This is a genomic window from Streptosporangium sp. OZ121 (genome assembly GCF_051918885.1).
Classification (GTDB): domain Bacteria; phylum Actinomycetota; class Actinomycetes; order Streptosporangiales; family Streptosporangiaceae; genus Streptosporangium.
The window spans coordinates 153,240-168,765 of record NZ_JBPXMC010000020.1; the positions used below are offsets into that span (position 1 = coordinate 153,240).

15 protein-coding genes, 1 tRNA gene and 2 riboswitches are annotated in these 15,526 nt (G+C 70.7%); of the genes, 12 read left to right on the plus strand and 4 right to left on the minus strand.

Going from position 1 to position 15,526, the window contains the following annotated elements; all coding sequences use genetic code 11:
• Positions 1 to 151: 151 nt before the first annotated feature.
• From ACTOQ1_RS29655 to ACTOQ1_RS29675, 5 genes are all read left to right on the plus strand, one after another.
• Entirely contained in the window at positions 152 to 847 is a 696-nt protein-coding gene (locus ACTOQ1_RS29655; RefSeq protein WP_440071255.1) for a gamma-glutamyl-gamma-aminobutyrate hydrolase family protein, read from the plus strand.
• Between the two features lie 105 nt (positions 848 to 952).
• A riboswitch (glycine riboswitch) is annotated at positions 953 to 1,051 on the plus strand.
• Positions 1,052 to 1,146, plus strand: a riboswitch (glycine riboswitch).
• Positions 1,147 to 1,179: 33 nt separating this feature from the next.
• Positions 1,180 to 2,271: a glycine cleavage system aminomethyltransferase GcvT gene (gcvT, locus tag ACTOQ1_RS29660; RefSeq protein ID WP_440071256.1), complete on the plus strand. Its 1,092-nt coding sequence runs from the start codon at positions 1,180 to 1,182 to the stop codon at positions 2,269 to 2,271.
• Complete coding sequence (gcvH, locus tag ACTOQ1_RS29665) at positions 2,268 to 2,660, plus strand: glycine cleavage system protein GcvH (RefSeq protein WP_440071257.1); 393 nt, start codon at positions 2,268 to 2,270, stop codon at positions 2,658 to 2,660. The genes gcvT and gcvH overlap by 4 nt, the downstream gene beginning before the upstream one ends.
• A gap of 72 nt (positions 2,661 to 2,732) precedes the next feature.
• Positions 2,733 to 4,109: an L-serine ammonia-lyase gene (locus tag ACTOQ1_RS29670; RefSeq protein ID WP_440071258.1), complete on the plus strand. Its 1,377-nt coding sequence runs from the start codon at positions 2,733 to 2,735 to the stop codon at positions 4,107 to 4,109.
• A 93-nt stretch (positions 4,110 to 4,202) separates the two neighbouring features.
• Complete coding sequence (locus tag ACTOQ1_RS29675; RefSeq protein WP_440071259.1) at positions 4,203 to 6,269, plus strand: hypothetical protein; 2,067 nt, start codon at positions 4,203 to 4,205, stop codon at positions 6,267 to 6,269.
• A 224-nt stretch (positions 6,270 to 6,493) separates the two neighbouring features.
• Here the strand turns inward: ACTOQ1_RS29675 and ACTOQ1_RS29680 are convergent, their stop codons facing one another.
• Positions 6,494 to 7,156: a DUF6286 domain-containing protein gene (locus ACTOQ1_RS29680; RefSeq protein ID WP_440071260.1), complete on the minus strand. Its 663-nt coding sequence runs from the start codon at positions 7,154 to 7,156 to the stop codon at positions 6,494 to 6,496.
• Between the two features lie 149 nt (positions 7,157 to 7,305).
• On the opposite strand from ACTOQ1_RS29680, the gene ACTOQ1_RS29685 reads away from it, so the two are divergent.
• Positions 7,306 to 8,499: an amino acid deaminase/aldolase gene (locus tag ACTOQ1_RS29685; protein ID WP_440071261.1), complete on the plus strand. Its 1,194-nt coding sequence runs from the start codon at positions 7,306 to 7,308 to the stop codon at positions 8,497 to 8,499.
• A 232-nt stretch (positions 8,500 to 8,731) separates the two neighbouring features.
• Here the strand turns inward: ACTOQ1_RS29685 and ACTOQ1_RS29690 are convergent, their stop codons facing one another.
• On the minus strand, positions 8,732 to 9,247 hold the full coding sequence (locus tag ACTOQ1_RS29690; RefSeq protein ID WP_440071262.1) for a hypothetical protein: 516 nt from the start codon (positions 9,245 to 9,247) through the stop codon (positions 8,732 to 8,734).
• 120 nt (positions 9,248 to 9,367) lie between these two features.
• On the minus strand, positions 9,368 to 9,697 hold the full coding sequence (locus tag ACTOQ1_RS29695; RefSeq protein WP_362680133.1) for a DUF3618 domain-containing protein: 330 nt from the start codon (positions 9,695 to 9,697) through the stop codon (positions 9,368 to 9,370).
• A 111-nt stretch (positions 9,698 to 9,808) separates the two neighbouring features.
• On the opposite strand from ACTOQ1_RS29695, the gene bcp reads away from it, so the two are divergent.
• From bcp to ACTOQ1_RS29720, 5 genes are all read left to right on the plus strand, one after another.
• A complete protein-coding gene (bcp, locus tag ACTOQ1_RS29700) occupies positions 9,809 to 10,273 on the plus strand; it encodes a thioredoxin-dependent thiol peroxidase (RefSeq protein ID WP_440071263.1) in 465 nt (154 codons plus the stop codon).
• A 540-nt stretch (positions 10,274 to 10,813) separates the two neighbouring features.
• A tRNA-Leu gene (locus ACTOQ1_RS29705) sits at positions 10,814 to 10,886 on the plus strand.
• 682 nt (positions 10,887 to 11,568) lie between these two features.
• Positions 11,569 to 12,765, plus strand: coding sequence for a sensor histidine kinase (locus tag ACTOQ1_RS29710; RefSeq protein WP_440071264.1), 1,197 nt, complete (start codon positions 11,569 to 11,571; stop codon positions 12,763 to 12,765).
• Positions 12,766 to 12,788: 23 nt separating this feature from the next.
• Entirely contained in the window at positions 12,789 to 13,454 is a 666-nt protein-coding gene (locus tag ACTOQ1_RS29715) for a response regulator (protein ID WP_440071272.1), read from the plus strand.
• A gap of 9 nt (positions 13,455 to 13,463) precedes the next feature.
• Positions 13,464 to 14,024 (plus strand): DUF1707 SHOCT-like domain-containing protein, encoded by a 561-nt coding sequence (locus tag ACTOQ1_RS29720; protein ID WP_440071265.1) that lies wholly within the window; start codon positions 13,464 to 13,466, stop codon positions 14,022 to 14,024.
• A 127-nt stretch (positions 14,025 to 14,151) separates the two neighbouring features.
• On the opposite strand, the gene ACTOQ1_RS29725 is transcribed toward ACTOQ1_RS29720, so the two are convergent.
• The gene (locus ACTOQ1_RS29725; protein ID WP_440071266.1) at positions 14,152 to 14,463 is read right to left on the minus strand and encodes a golvesin C-terminal-like domain-containing protein; all 312 of its coding nucleotides are present in this window, start codon (positions 14,461 to 14,463) and stop codon (positions 14,152 to 14,154) included.
• Between the two features lie 203 nt (positions 14,464 to 14,666).
• Between ACTOQ1_RS29725 and ACTOQ1_RS29730 the strand changes: the two genes are divergently transcribed.
• A partial coding sequence (locus tag ACTOQ1_RS29730) for a hypothetical protein (protein WP_440071267.1) occupies positions 14,667 to 15,526 on the plus strand: 860 nt, incomplete at its 3' end.

Below are 15,526 nucleotides of genomic sequence, written 5' to 3' on the forward strand. Positions count from 1 at the left end.
GCCACCCGCCACGGCGCCGCCCGCACCCCGGCGGCGCCCCTCCCGCACCCCGCCGGTACCGGGGCCCGCCGGGGCCGGTAACGTGCGGGAGGGCGCCGGGATGGGCACACGGTGCCGGGACCTCGGTGCAAGCGCGGCGAAACAGGAGATCATGTCCCGTCCCGTCATCGGCATCACCTGCTACGTCGAACCCGCGCGGTTCACCGTCTGGGAGACGACCACCGCGCTCCTGCCGTACGACTACGTCGACCACGTGGCCCGCGCGGGCGGGCAGCCGGTGATCCTGCCCCCGGCGGGCGACCCCGCGACGCTGGCGGGACGCCTGGACGGGCTGATCCTGGCCGGCGGCGGGGACGTCGGCCCGGAGCGGTACGGGCAGGAGCCGCACGAGCGGACCGGATACGTCCGGCCGTTCCGCGACGACGCGGAGCTGGGGCTGGTCCGGGCGGCCCTGGAGCGGGGCCTGCCCTTCCTGGGCGTCTGCCGGGGCATGCAGGTCCTGAACGTCTCGCTGGGCGGCACCCTGCACCAGCACCTGCCCGACGTGGTCGGCCACCCGGGGCACGCCCCGGCTCCCGGCCGCTACGGCAGGATGCCGGTGTGGCTCGCCCCCGGCAGCCGGACCTCGAAGATCTTCGGGGCCGAGACCGTGGACGTGGCCCACTACCACCACCAGGCCCTCGACCGGCTCGCCGCGGGCCTGAGCGTGACCGCCCACGCCGAGGACGGCACGATCGAGGCCGTGGAAGTGGACGACCACCCCTTCGCCGTCGCCGTCCAGTGGCACCCCGAGACCGACGACGAGTCGGCCCTGTTCGAGGCGCTGGTACGCCACGCCACCCCCTGACCGGCGCGGATCGGGGCGGCGAGGGGATTTCGCCCGGCCGGTTCGGGGCGGCGAGGGGATTTCGCTCGGCCGGTCCGGGCGGTTAGGCTGGCCGCTGACACCGATGAATCCCGTGCGGGAGAGCGTCCTGACACCCAGGCCAGGACCCCTGAAGGAGCAAGCCCTCCCCGCGAACCTCTCAAGGCAAAGGACCGTGCGGGTAGGTGCCCTCTGGAAAGCAGGTCCCACGGCCTCGCCGAAGGTGAAAGTCCGGTAAAACCCGGATGAAACTCTCAGGCACCGACGACAGAGGGGGAGGATGCTCTCATCTGTCCCTTGTCTGAGGTGCGCACATGTCCCGACCTACGCCGCTGCGCGGCGTGCACGAGTCCCTCGGCGCGACGCTGACCGACTTCGCGGGCTGGCTGATGCCGCTCCGCTACGGCAGCGAGTCGGCCGAGCACAACGCGGTCCGCCAGGCGGCCGGCCTGTTCGACCTCTCCCACATGGGCGAGATCTTCGTGACCGGGCCGCAGGCCGCCGAGGCCCTCGACTACGCGCTGGTCGGCCACCTGTCCGCGCTGGAGCCCGGCCGCGCCCGCTACACGATGATCGTCGACGCCGAGGGCGGCGTGCTGGACGACCTGATCGTCTATCGGCTCGCCCCCGCCGAGTTCATGGTCGTCGCCAACGCCTCCAACTACCCGCGGGTGGCCGCCGAGCTGACCGGCCGCGCCAAGGGCTTCGACGCCGCGGTGGACGACCGCTCGGAGCGGTACGCGCTGGTCGCGGTCCAGGGCCCGCGCTCCGCGGAGATCCTGGGCGCGCTCACCGACGCCGACCTCGACGGGCTCAAGTACTACGCCGGCCTGCCCGCCGTCGTCGCGGGCCGCGAGGCCCTCGTCGCCCGTACGGGCTACACCGGCGAGGACGGCTTCGAGCTGTTCGTCGCGGCCGAGGACGCGGAACCGGTCTGGGCCGCCCTCACCGAGGCGGGCGCGCCGCACGGCCTGATCCCCGCGGGCCTGTCCGCCCGCGACACCCTCCGTCTGGAGGCAGGGATGCCGCTCTACGGCAACGAGCTGTCGGCCGGGCTCACCCCGTTCGACGCCGGGCTGGGCCGTGTGGTGAGGTTTGACAAGCCGGGCGACTTCGTCGGCCGGGCCGCCCTCGAATCACGCAAGGACGTCCCGCCGTCCCGCCGCCTGGTCGGTCTGATCGCGACCGGCCGCAGGGTGCCCCGGCACGGGTACCCGGTGGTGGTCGCCGGCGACGGCACGGTCGTCGGCGAGGTCACCAGCGGGGCGCCCTCCCAGTCACTGGGCAGGCCCATCGCCATGGCCTACGTGGACAACGGCCTGTCGTCAGGACTGGCCGTGGACATCAGGGGCAGCCACGAGCCGGTCGAGGTCGTCGCACTGCCTTTCTACAGGAGGAAAAAATGAGCAGCATTCCCGAGGAACTGCACTACACCAAGGAACACGAGTGGATCTCCGGCATCGATGACGGCCTGACCCTCACCGTCGGCATCACCGCCTACGCCGCCCAGGCGCTGGGCGACGTGGTCTTCGTGCAGATCCTCCCCGAGGTCGGTTCGACGATCACCGCCGGCGACGCGGTCGGCGAGGTCGAGTCGACCAAGTCGGTGAGCGACATCTTCGCACCGGTCTCCGGCGAGGTCGTCGAGGTCAACCAGACCGTCGTGGACGACCCCTCGCTGGTCAACAGCGACCCCTACGGCGACGGCTGGCTGTTCCGCGTACGCCTCGAGGGCTCCGCCGACGACCTGCTGTCGCCGGAGGAGTACGCCGCGCTCACCTCGGGTGAGTCCTAAGCCTCTCCCCCCTCGCGTCACGGCCACGCGCGTCTCCGGGCGCGCGTGGCCGTCCACGCTGGAAGGATTCAGATGACGATCAGCGTCTTCGATCTCTTCAAGATCGGAATCGGCCCGTCCAGCTCGCACACCGGCGGCCCGATGGCCGCCGCCCACAAGTTCGCCCGCGGCCTCCACCAGGACGGGCTCCTGGAGAAGACCGCCCGGGTGAGAGCCGTCCTGTACGGCTCGCTGGGCCTGACCGGCAAGGGCCACGGCAGCGACAAGGCCGTGCTGCTCGGCCTGTCCGGCGAGAAGCCCGAGCTGGTCGACGTCGACACGGTCGACGAGCGGCTCGCCGCCATGCGCGAGTCCGGCACCCTCCCCCTGTACGGCTCCCGCGAGATCCCCTTCGTCATCGGCGAGGACCTCGTCTTCGAACGCAAGATCTCGCTCCCCGGCCACCCCAACGGCATGCGCTTCACCGCGCTGTCCGAGTCCGGCGAGACGATCCGCGAGAAGGTCTACTACTCGGTGGGCGGCGGCTTCGTCGTCGACGAGAACGCCACCGGCGCCGACCGGATCAAAGCCGACGACACCGTCCTGCCGTACCCCTTCACCACGGCCGCGGAGCTGCTCGCCCAGTGCGAGGAGACCGGGCTGTCGATCTCCGGGCTGATGCTGGAGAACGAGCGGGCGTTCGGCCGCACCGAGGCCGAGATCCGCGCCCAGCTGCTCGTGCTGTGGCAGGTCATGAGCGAGTGCGTGCGGCGCGGCATCGGCAAGGAGGGCGTGCTGCCCGGCGGCCTGAAGGTCCGCCGCCGCGCCCACCAGCTCCACCGGCAGCTGCGCAGCGAGTCGCCGGAGAAGGACTCGCTGCAGACGATGGACTGGGTCTCGCTGTTCGCCCTCGCGGTCAACGAGGAGAACGCCGCCGGAGGCCGCATCGTCACCGCGCCCACCAACGGCGCCGCGGGCATCATCCCGGCCGTGCTCACCTACTACGACCGCTTCACGAAGGACTCCGACGACGAGGGCGTGATCCGCTTCCTGCTGACCGCGGGGGCGATCGGCGTGCTGTTCAAGGAGAACGCCTCCATCTCCGGCGCCGAGGTCGGCTGCCAGGGCGAGGTCGGCTCGGCCTGCTCGATGGCCGCCGCCGGGCTCACCGAGGTGATGGGCGGCACCCCGGAGCAGGTCGAGAACGCCGCCGAGATCGGCATCGAGCACAACCTGGGGCTGACCTGCGACCCGATCGGCGGCCTGGTGCAGATCCCGTGCATCGAGCGCAACGCGGTCGCCTCGATCAAGGCCATCGCCGCCGCCAGGATCGCGATGCGCGGCGACGGCCGCCACTTCGTCTCGCTGGACAAGGCCATCAAGACGATGCGCGACACCGGCCGCGACATGCTCGACAAGTACAAGGAGACCAGCCGGGGAGGGCTCGCGGTCAACGTCATCGAGTGCTGACCTCAATCCCTATCAAATTTCGCATCACGTGCAAGACCCCCCGATCCCACGCCTATGCTGGGTGGCCATGTGCGCGGGACTCGGGAGGTCGCGGTGGTAACGGGAACGCACCCGGCAAGCCGTTCCCGTCGCTCCCAGCGCCCCGCGAACCCCTCCCGCCCCCTGCGGGTGCTCCGCTTCCTCGGGTCGCACTGGCTCTTCATCACCGCCCTGCTGGCGGGCGGCGGACTGCGACTGCTCGCCATGCTCGGCTACCGGCCCGCCCTGTGGTTCTGGGCCGACTCCTTCGTCTACCTGAACGCGGGGCTCGACCCCCGCCCCCTGGAGTCCCGCCCGGCGGGCTACGCGCTGTTCCTGTGGATCCTCAAGCCGCTGTCCAGCGTTCCCGCGGTGATCGCGGTGCAGCACCTGCTCGGACTGGCCGTGGCCGTCTGCGTCTACCTGCTGCTGCGCAGGCTGGGCGGGTTGCCGGGGTGGGGCGCGACGCTCGCCGCGCTGCCGGTGCTGCTGGACGCCTACCAGCTCCAGCTCGAACACCTCGTCATGGCGGACCTGCTCTTCCAGTTCCTGGCGGTGCTGGCGGTCACGCTGCTGCTGTGGCGGCGGCGCCCCGCGGTGTGGGTCGCGGCACTGGCCGGAGCGCTGCTGGCCGCGGCGACCGTCACCCGCACGATCGGGCTGCCGCTGATCGCCGTGGCGCTGGTCTGCATGCTGATCCGCCGGGCCGGATGGCGGGCGATCGTCGCCGCGACGCTGGCCGCCGCGATCGGCCTGGGCTCGTACGCGGCCTGGTTCCGGGCCGAGCACGGCAGCTTCGGGCTGACCAGGGGGAACGCCTTCCTCTGGGCGCGGACGATGACCTTCGCCGACTGCTCCAGGATCCACCCGGCCGGTCCCGAGGCGGCCCTGTGCCCCGTCGAGCCGCTCGGACAGCGCCCGGCGCCACCGGTCTACATCTGGGACGGCGAGTCGCCGCTGAACAAGGTCAAGGGCAGCTGGGCGGAGCGCGACGCGCTCGCGGGCGCCTTCGCCACCCAGGCGATCATGGCCCAGCCGTTCGACTTCCTGCGGGCGGGCCTGGCGGACGCGGCCCACATCTTCGACTGGAACCGGCGCGTCTACCCGGCTCCCGGGCCGCAGAGCGCCTATGTCTTCCCCGACACCGTACGGCCCTTCTCCTCGGGGGCCGCCTCGCAGGGAAAGACCGCCGAGCAGCTGACCGTGGCCTACCAGGGCTCGTCGGGGGCGCCGGTGATGGTCGAGCCGTACGCGGGCTGGCTGCGCGGCTACCAGGAGTACGCCTTCGTGCGGGGCCCGTACCTCGCGGTGATCCTGCTGGTCGGCCTGGTCGGGGTGCTGATGCGGCTGCGGCGGCTCGGCGGCGCGGTGCTGCTGCCCTGGGCGGCGGGGACCATGCTGCTGGTCCTGCCGCCCTTCATCGCGGCCTTCGACCACCGCTACGTCATCCCCGCCCTCCCGCTGGCCTGCCTCGCCGCCGGACTGGCCTTCGGGGCCAGGCGCGAGGAGAACGCGCCCGAGGCGACGGCCGGGGAACCGGACGAGGACCCGCCGTACGAGGGCCCCGGCGACGAGGACCCGTCGTACCGCACGACGGCCGAACGGCCGGTGTACGCGAGCCCCGTCGGGGAATCGGGGTACGGGCCGGGATCGTACGACGAGCAGGCGCACCGGGGTGGCGCGTACGGAGGCACCGCGTACGGGGGCACGACGGAGCCGCCGGTGTACGGCGCGACGGGCGAGCGACCCGCGTACGGCGTCACCGGCGAACGGCCGGCGTACGGCATGACGGGCGAATGGCCGGTGCTGGGAGGGACGGGCGAGCGGCCGGTGTCCGGCGCGACGGGCGAGCGGCCGTCGTCCGGAGGGTCAGCGGCGGCGGACGTGCAGGCGAACCACCACGCCGAGTTCTACCTCCCCGAGCGCCCGTCGGACCTTCCCCACCGCGTCCCTGTTCAGCCGGGCCACGAGTTTGCCGACATCGGTCGCGGGCGCGCAGCCCACCCCGATGCGCAGCCGCTCGTGCCGTATGTACCTGACGCGGACACGGGTGAGCCCTTCGACTTCTTTAAGAGCAACCCCGAGCATGGCGGTCCCCGTCCCGGACCGCCTGCCCCACCGCCCCCATCCCAGGGCGTGTAGCAGCCACCGCACCGCCAGGAGTGCCAGCGCCACCAGCAGCAGCGCCACCAGCCAGCCCAGCCACGGATGCGCGGCCAGCCAGCCGGGGAACCCCTTGCGCACGAGCCTGGCCCCGGGCGACTGGCCGGGAATGTCACCGCGTCCTCGCAGGAAGGCGTAGAGTCCCGCGCACACCAGCACCGCCCCGGTGACGGCCAGACCGATCCGGTTGCCCAGATAGGGCCTCATCGCGCCTTCTTCCTGCGCAGCCGTACGACGACGTCACCCGCGCACATCGCGCCCAGCCCGGACAGCCGGTCACCCACCGCCGCGCCCACCCGGCGCAGCACGGGCCCGGTCCGCTCGGCGTCGGTGAACACGGTGACCTCGACGATCCGCGACGTGAGCCGGACCCGGGCCCCGTTCACCTCCTCCACCGCCTCGGCGGCCTCCCGCAGCGTGCGGCGAAGCCCGGACCTGGTGATGCCGATCACCATGTGCGGGTCCCCCGACTCCAGCGGCACCAGCCGGGTCCGGCCCGGCAGCGCGGCGAGCGCGAGCATCACCAGGCCCGCCGCCATGGCGAGCGTCGACGCGGCGAACGTGGCGGGATCCGACCAGTTCCACGCGCCGGCCCCGTTGACGAGCCGCCGGTAGGGAACCCGCGCGACCGGCGACTCCATGAGCAGGCCCACCGTCACCGAGGCCGAGACCACCAGCACGGCGGAGACCATCAGGGCCGCGGGGACACCGGCGGGGGTCCTTCCCGGCCGCAGCAACCGCACCGACCTGCGCCGGACGTCCTGGAACTGCTCGGCCGCCGCCTTGCCTCCCGAGCCTCCGGTGGTGGTCCCCGCGCCGCCGGTGCCTCCCGAGCCCGCCAGGATGTCCTGGAGAGTAGTCGTCATTCGGTCATGTGTACGCGTCCGGGCAGGAGCGGGCCGGGGATCAACCACCCACTTACGCGATCTTGAGGTCCTCCTGGCGGGAGCATTGACCACCCGTCCGGCAACATGAATATTGCTCATATTCGTGGGGGCCGGGTTATCCTGCGAACATGGACGACCGCCAGCGCTACGACCGGGCCACAGCGCACCTGGATCCCCCCTTCGCCGTCCTCGACCTGCCCGCCCTGCACGCCAACGCCGAGGGAATGGTCCGCCGGGCCGGGGGCAAGCCGATCAGGGTCGCCAGCAAGTCCATCAGGTCCCGGGCCGTGCTCGAACGCGTCCTCGCCATGGACGGCTTCACCGGGATCATGGCCTTCACCCTCCCCGAGGCCCTCTGGCTCGTCTCCACCGGGATGCGGGACGTGCTCGTGGCGTACCCCACCGTCGACCGCGCCGCGCTCGCCGAGCTGGCCGCCGGCCCGGTCGCGGCGCGGGAGATCACGATCATGGTGGACCACGCCGAGCACCTGGACCTCATCGAGTCCGCCGTCTCCGGAGTCCACGACCGCCACGAGATCCGGCTCTGCCTGGACGTCGACGCGGGCTACCTCGCCTTCGGCGGCCGGTTCAGGGCGGGGGTCCGCCGCTCCCCCGTCCGCGAGATCGGCCAGGCCGCCGACCTGGCCACCGAGATCGCGAAACGGCCCGGATTCCGGCTCGCGGGCCTGATGGCGTACGAGGCGCAGATCGCCGGAGTCGGCGACGACCCTCCGGGCCACCCCGTCCTGACCCGGGCCGTCCGCCTGATGCAGGCCCGGTCCCGGCGCGAGCTGATCACGCGCAGAGGCCGCATCGTCCAGGCCGTCCGCCAGATCACCGACCTGGAGTTCGTCAACGGCGGCGGCACCGGCAGCATCGAGAAGACCGCCAAGGAGAGGGCCGTCACCGAGATCGCCGCCGGATCCGGCTTCTTCCACCCCCGCCTGTTCGACTTCTACCGGGGATTCACCGGCCGGCCCGCCGCCCTGTTCGCCCTGCCCGTCGTACGCCGCCCCGCCCCCGGCGTCGTCACCGTCCTCGGCGGCGGCTACCCCGCCTCCGGCGCCCCCGGCGACAGCCGCCTGCCCCAGCCCTACCTGCCGTGCGGGCTGCGCTACGACCCCGACGAGGGAGCCGGGGAGGTGCAGACCCCCCTCATCGGGCAGGCCGCCGAGGACCTGCGCGCCGGCGACCGGGTCTGGTTCCGGCACGCCAAGGCGGGCGAGCTCTGCGAGCGCTTCGCGAGCCTGCACCTGATCGACGGGGACGAGGTCGTGGACGAGGTCCCCACCTACCGGGGCGAGGGCCGCACCTTCCTCTGACCCGCTGCCTCTGTCTCCCCCAGATCCACGGCCGGGATCGGCTGGAACTCCGGCAGAGCGGCGTCCCTTCCGAACCCGGCACCGTCCGGAACACGGGAGCGGACCCCGGCACGAGGAAAGGGCACCCGCCGCTCCAGCGGCGGGTGCCCTTTCCTGCCATACCCCCGGGCGCTACGGCCCCCGGTGCTCCGCGCCCGGAGAGACCGCGCTCCCGAGGAATCTCAGGGGGATCTCAGAAGCCCAGGTCGAGCTCTTCCCACCTGCTGCACCTGTGGGTCGACCAGCTCCGGAACTTGACCTGGCAGGTCTTGACCCGCACCTCGCTGACGTCGTGCGCCGTGACGCGGAAGCGCTTGGTGTCGTCGTAGCTGCACAGCCTGTCGCGCTTGGCGACGTCCCAGTCCTCGTCGTCGGACGGGACGACCTGGACCTCGACGTAGGCGCAGCGACCGCCCTGGCGGAAGGTGCGCCTGTCACCGTCGTACAGCTCGCCCCGCAGCCTGAACGTGTTGTCGTCCTCCTCGTCGCCCCTGACCGAGTACTCGGCCTCCAGCGTGGCCAGGCCGTTCCTGGACTCCTGCTCGAAGCTGTCGTCGAAGTCGCGCGCCGAGGACACCGAGGACACCGAGGACACAGCCGACGCGGACGAGGCGGACGCCGGTGTCGCGGCGAAGGCGGCCGGAGCCACCGTCAGCACGAGGCCCGTGGTCGCCACCACCGCGATCGCGGCGCGAATGATGTTTTTCATGGATTTACCCCTCCCTTTCACCTACCCGCGATGTTCCGCGAGCGGGAAAAAGGTCACATGAGTAAACCCCTACTCAATTCGGGGCCGCCGACCGGTCGTCGGCGACACCGGAACCCCCGGTCAGCGACGCCGGCGCCGCCACAACACGACCACCGCGCCGAGTGCCAGCACCGCCCCCACCCCGATCAGGATCGGCGCCAGGTCCGGCCGGTCGTCCGCCCACAGATCCTCGGGCTCGCCGGCGAGCTTGACCGGCTTCGGTCCCGCCACGCCCACCATGTCACCGACCTGGGCGACGAGATGCTCCGCGTTCGCCCTGACCTTGGCCACACCGCGCGCCGCGACCCGCTTGGGGCTCACCCGGTCCGCGATGGCGTCCACCGTCTGAGCCAACTCCGCGCGCGTGCGCTCGATCTGCCGCTCCAGCTCCGCGGGATCGGTGTCCGCCATGGCGCTCCTCCCCTACTCCTTGACATTGATCAGTCTGTCAGGTCCTGCCCGCCCACGGCACTTCGGACAGGCCGGTAAGTTGATCGGGGAACCATTCCTCGGAGGACCACCATGAAACTCGAGCCGGGCGACGCCGCCCCGGACTTCACGCTTCCCGCCGCCGACGGCACCACCGTGTCGCTGGAGACACACCGCGGTCGGCGCGTCATCCTCTACTTCTACCCGGCCGCGATGACCCCGGGCTGCACCAAGCAGGCCTGCGACTTCCGCGACAGCCTCGCCTCGCTGACCGCGGCCGGATTCGCCGTGCTCGGCGTCTCGAAGGACAGCCCGGCCAAGCTCGCCAAGTTCGCCGAGCACGACGCCCTGACCTTTCCCCTCCTGTCCGACCCCTCCCTCGATGTCCACAAGGCCTACGACGTGTACGGGGAGAAGATGATGTACGGCAAGACGACCGTCGGGGTCATCCGCTCCACCTTCGTCATCGACGCCGACGGAAAGATCGAGAAGGCTCTCTACAACGTGAAGGCGACCGGCCACGTGGCCCGCCTCCGCCGCGAACTCGACATCGACTAAAACCCGTTTCTCACCATTTAATACGACGTGAGCATGCCCCAAGAATTGTCAGTCCCATTGCCTGGGCTTGGGGCGTGCCCATCAAATACAAATACACCCCCGAAATGCCGGCGGAGGCCGCAGCCGACTCCCTCAGCATCGCCGACGTCCTCCGCCGCCTCGGCATCACCATCGCGGGCGGAAATTACACCCACATCAGCCGCCAACTGAAGCGCTTCGGAATCGACACGTCCCACTTCCTCGGTCAGGCACATCAGCGAGGACAGTCCCCACCGAGGCGACGCGGCCCGGAACAGGTCCTGACCGTACGACCAGAGGGCAGCTCTCGCCCACATCCAAGGCAGCTCAGGCGCAGCATGATCGCAATCGGGGTGCCGTACCACTGCGCGGGATGTAGGATCGGGGACGTCTGGCAAGGCCGGACATTGATACTTCACGTTGACCACATCAATGGCAACTGGCTGGATAATCGAAAAGAAAATCTGCGCTTTCTCTGCCCGAACCGCCATTCACAGACAGAGAATTTCGCAGGAAAATCAAGGGGCCGTAGTCCAAAGGCAGAGACGCACGGTTTAGGTCCGTGACAGTCCGGGTTCGAATCCCGGCGGCCCTACAAAACAATTCAAAATCGCCCGGCCGACATAAAGTCGACAGACACCAGCGTAACAATATCGGCCCAGGATTCATTCTTCACAGAATACCGTCGAAGTGAAAAACGCTTCGCGTCGAGGTCCGCGGTCATACGCAAGGCCATTCAGTTGCTGCGCGAGTCCGTTCTCGAAGAGGAGCGCGCCGCCGCGTCCGTCGAGATGGGCGAGAGTGGTGACACGGGTTCGCCTGGCCGCGCCGTGCGGGGTGGCTCCGGCCGGTCGCCCGCGTAGGGTCCGGTCTCGTCCGGGACCGCGCGATGTCCACCCCTGGACGGGAAAACCTCCGGGAATCCGCGCGGGTGCCTCCGGGAATCCGCGCGGGTGAGCGGGTGGGGTCACCGGAACATCCGAGCGGGCGGGGCAGCGGCCGTCCGGTATTGCGGCTATCCGGCGCGGCGGGAGGAAAACGTCAGGTCGCGCGGCCCGTCTTCGGGGCCGCGCGACCCGGCGTCGTTGTGATTGATCACCACAAACTATCTCCCTTTACTCACCCCAGAGGGCGCTCCCGGAAACCATGGTGCCCCAGAGACCGTAAAGGCCGCGTAAGCCGTGCCACCTGTGCGGCTCGATGTGCGACCTGAGTCGTACACCGGGCTCCCCCTTGAGGGGGAAGGGCGCTGATCTGCGCATACGTATCGTGGTGATGTGTTCGGCAGACTACGCGCCTGGAGCGGGCGCCATCCCAGGATCACGGATGCCCTGTGGCTGGCTCCGTTCCTGCTGGTCTCGCTGCTCAACGTCTGGACCGTCGGGATCGATCTGGCGGCCTGGGGGGCGCAGAGGCTTGGGCCGTGGGGGTTCGCGGGGTTGACGCTGCTGTTGTTCGTGCCGCTGTTCTGGCTGCGCGAGCGTCCCGTCGCGGTCTTCGCGATCATCTCGCTGGCTTCCTTCCTCCAGTGGCTTCTCGGGGTGCAACCCCTGGTCTTCAACCTCTCCGTGCTCGTCGCCATGTACGAGGTGGCGTCGCGGCGCCCGTTGCGCTGGGCGGTGGGGGCGGGTCTGGTGGTGGAGCTGGGGTTGTTCCTGGTGTTCGGGCGGGTGCCTCAGGGGTTTGACCTGAGTGCGTTCGCCACGGCCTCGGCGTTCGCGGTCGCGATCTGGATGGCGGGGATCTACGCGAACACCCGCCGCCGTTACCTGGAGGGTCTGGAGGAGCGGGCCGAGCGGGCCGAGCGGGAGCGCGATCAGCAGGCCAGGCTGGCGGCGGCGGCGGAGCGGGCCCGGATCGCCCGTGAGCTGCACGACGTGGTCGCCCACAACGTGAGTGTGATCATCGTTCAGGCCGACGGGGCGGGGTACGCGATCGACAGCGATCCCGAGCAGGCGCGCAGGGCGATGCAGGCGGTCTCGGCCACGGGGCGCAGGGCGCTGGCGGAGATGCGGCGGATGGTGGGCGTGTTGCGAGCCGACGGTGTCCAGGAGGAGTACGCTCCGCAGCCGAGCCTGTCGCAGCTGGACGGTCTGGTAGCGCAGGTGCGGGAGTCGGGGTTGCCGGTGGAGTTGCGGGTGTCCGGCGTTCCCCGGGAGCTTCCCGAGGGGGAGCAGCTGACGGTTTACCGGATCGTGCAGGAGGCCCTCACCAATACCCTCAAGCATGGCGGTCCGGACAGCAGGGCCACGGTCGAGATGGAGTACGGCGTGCGGGAGCTGCTCTTGCGGGTGACCGACGACGGTCGCGGGGCCGCGACGCCGGAGCGTGAGGGCGGGCACGGTCTGGTCGGCATGCGGGAGCGGGTCGCGCTGTTCGGCGGGAGCGTGGAGGCACGGCCCGTAACGGGTGGCGGGTTCCAGGTGGTGGCGCGGTTGCCGATCGGCGACACCGGGGCGGGTCGGGCGGCTTGACGGAGCGCGTGGTGGGTGACCGGGTGATCCGGGTGATGCTGGTCGACGATCAGGAGTTGTTGCGCACCGGTTTCCGGATGGTTCTCAGTGCCCATCCCGGGATCGAGGTCGTCGCGGAGGCGGGTAACGGGGCGGTCGCGGTGGAGACGGTGCGGACGGTCGCCGTCGACGTGGTGCTGATGGACGTGCGGATGCCGGTCATGGACGGGGTGGAGGCGACGCGGCTGATCCGTTCGGCGGCCGGCGGGCCTCGGGTGCTGATCCTGACCACGTTCGATCTGGACGAGTACGCGTTCGCGGCGTTGAAGGCGGGTGCGTCGGGGTTCCTGCTGAAGGACGTGCCGCCCGCCGATCTGGTGAGCGCGATCCAGTCGGTGCACAGCGGGGACGCGGTGGTGGCTCCGAGCACGACGCGGCGTTTGCTGGAGCGTTTCGCGGTGCATCTTCCCTCGGCGGGGGCGGCCGAGCCCGCGGTGCTGTCCGGGTTGACCGCGCGGGAGCGGGAGGTGCTGGTGCTGGTGGCCAGGGGGTTGTCGAACATGGAGATCGCCGGTCGGCTGGAGCTGGCGGAGGCGACGGTCAAGACGCACCTGGGCCGGATACTGGCCAAGCTGAGCCTGAGAGATCGGGCGCAGGTCGTCGTGTACGCCTATGAATCAGGGATCGTAACCCCGCATTCGGCCGACTAGCATGATCTTATGACGCATCCTGACGGCCGGCTTCGCGCGTCGCACGCCGACCGGGACGTGGTTATCGAGCAGTTGCGCGTGGCCGCCGGAGACGGGCGGCTCACCCTGGAGGAGCTGGAGGAGCGGATCGAGCGGACTCAGGCCGCCAGGACGTACGACGACCTGAGGGCCCTCACCGCCGACCTGCCGCGGACCGACGGGACACTCGCCGTGCCGGGCGATGTCGGCAGGGTCCTGGAGTTGCGGACGAAGAGCGGGCAGGTCCACCAGAAGGACTACTGGGTGGTGCCCGGGCGCATCGTGGCGAGTTGCACCTCGGGCAACGTGAAGATCGACTTCACCGAGGCGGTGTGCTCGCATCGCGAGGTGCTGCTGGAGGCGACCTGCGGGATGGGCGGCATCCTGGTGATCGTGCCGCGCGGGTGGACCGTGTGGATCGAATCGGTGACGACGAACATGGGCACGATCAGCAACAAGGCCACCGACCCGGGCCGTCCGGACGCGCCGGTGCTGCGTGTCACCGGCAAGGTCGGCATGGGCAGCCTCAAGATCAAATACCCGCGAAGGTAGCGCTCGCCTTCAGCCGGCTGGTCTCAGGGCCCTGCCCATCACGTGGCGCGGCTCTTGTCGAGTGGGGCTTCGGTGGCCGAGGCCTTCCCGGAGTGAGGCGTGTCCGGGAAGGCCTCGTGGGAGCGGGTCAGTCTTGATGGGGGGCGACGATGACCGCGTCGGCCAGCAGGCTTTCCGCCACGGCGTCACCGGGGGCGGCGGGTCCGTTGAGCAGGCGCAGCTGGACGTCGGTGTCGTGGAGCAGTTCGAAGCCGTACTTGCCGAGGTTGATCCAGGTGTCGTTGGCGGCGGTGTGGTCCAAGGTGACGGTCTCCACACCGAAGCTGGTGGTGATCTCGTAGGTGGCCCGGGAGTCGTTGTGGACGGTGCCTCGCGGCAGGCGCACCCAGACGTCGTAGAGACCGGTCTGGGGAACGGCTTCGCCCAGTAGAGGTCCCACAGGCCGCCGGCGGCCCTGCCCTCTACCTTCGGGCCGTCATTCGGGCAGTAGCCCTCATGCGTCGCTCCGGTCACCGTTCGGTCGGCGACTTCGGGATCTCGGGGTCGAGGGGCTGCGTACAGGTGGGAGATCAGTGCGATTTGCCGGGGGCCGTGGCGGTGCCCGCCCCTCGGTGTCGACGCGCCTACCGTTCGGGGAAGACCATGACCAGACGACTACGACACCTGGTGCGGCCGACGCGGCCGTTACTGGCGGCCGCCATCCTGGCGGCCCTGACACTGCCCGCCTCCCCCGCGGCGGCGGAGACCGGCGCGACAAACGCCCCGGCCCCGGCCGTGGCCGCGCCCGCGCCCGTCAGCGCGGAGACGGCCCCCCGGGTCTTCGCGGTGGCGGGCCCGGCGCCCGGCTCATCCTCGGCCGAGACGGAGAGGCCCTTTCCGTGTAACACCGAGACCGGCGGATACCACCGGGTGCGTTACCAGACCCTGTTCGATCCGCTGCGCATCTACTTCCTGGGCCGCAACTGCAGCGAGACCGACTCCGTCAACGCCAGGATCCGGCACCTGGGCTATCCCTCCTACCCCGACCGGATCGTCTGCGTCGGCCCGATGCAGTCGGTCTTCCACGGTGTTCAGGTCGGCCGCCCCAACCAGCCGTGGGAGCCGTGGGACTACACCTACGGCGTCGGCTGCGACCAGGACCCGCCGGAGATGGGGGTGCCGACACCGCCGCTTCCGCCGCCGACCGGCCCCGTCCCGCCGCCGCCCCCGCCCACGTGCCCGCCGGACGAGCCCACCGCCCCCTGGTGCGGCCAGGACCCCACCCCGCCCGTCGTCAACGTCACCGGCACCGTCACCGCACCGGTGAATTCAGCTGAGCCGCGAGGGCGAGCGGTGGAGGAGCAGCGTCCGCTGAGCTGGGCGAACTACGAGATGCGCTACAAGAAGCGCAACGGTCAGTGGGAGATGCTGCGTCAGGGGCCGGGCAACACCGGTGACCCGGTCCGCGGGCACTTGAACGCCGCCGGGGAGTTCGAGGTGGAGTTCGTCTACCCCCAGGACTA

Coding starts and splice junctions, on each gene's coding strand:
- ACTOQ1_RS29720 (WP_440071265.1), top strand. CDS start 13,464: ATGACGCATCCTGACGGCCGGCTTCGCGCGTCGCACGCCGACCGGGAC.
- gcvT (WP_440071256.1), top strand. CDS start 1,180: ATGTCCCGACCTACGCCGCTGCGCGGCGTGCACGAGTCCCTCGGCGCG.
- bcp (WP_440071263.1), top strand. CDS start 9,809: ATGAAACTCGAGCCGGGCGACGCCGCCCCGGACTTCACGCTTCCCGCC.
- gcvH (WP_440071257.1), top strand. CDS start 2,268: ATGAGCAGCATTCCCGAGGAACTGCACTACACCAAGGAACACGAGTGG.
- ACTOQ1_RS29680 (WP_440071260.1), bottom strand. CDS start 7,156: ATGACGACTACTCTCCAGGACATCCTGGCGGGCTCGGGAGGCACCGGC.
- ACTOQ1_RS29695 (WP_362680133.1), bottom strand. CDS start 9,697: ATGGCGGACACCGATCCCGCGGAGCTGGAGCGGCAGATCGAGCGCACG.
- ACTOQ1_RS29685 (WP_440071261.1), top strand. CDS start 7,306: ATGGACGACCGCCAGCGCTACGACCGGGCCACAGCGCACCTGGATCCC.
- ACTOQ1_RS29655 (WP_440071255.1), top strand. CDS start 152: ATGTCCCGTCCCGTCATCGGCATCACCTGCTACGTCGAACCCGCGCGG.
- ACTOQ1_RS29670 (WP_440071258.1), top strand. CDS start 2,733: ATGACGATCAGCGTCTTCGATCTCTTCAAGATCGGAATCGGCCCGTCC.
- ACTOQ1_RS29690 (WP_440071262.1), bottom strand. CDS start 9,247: ATGAAAAACATCATTCGCGCCGCGATCGCGGTGGTGGCGACCACGGGC.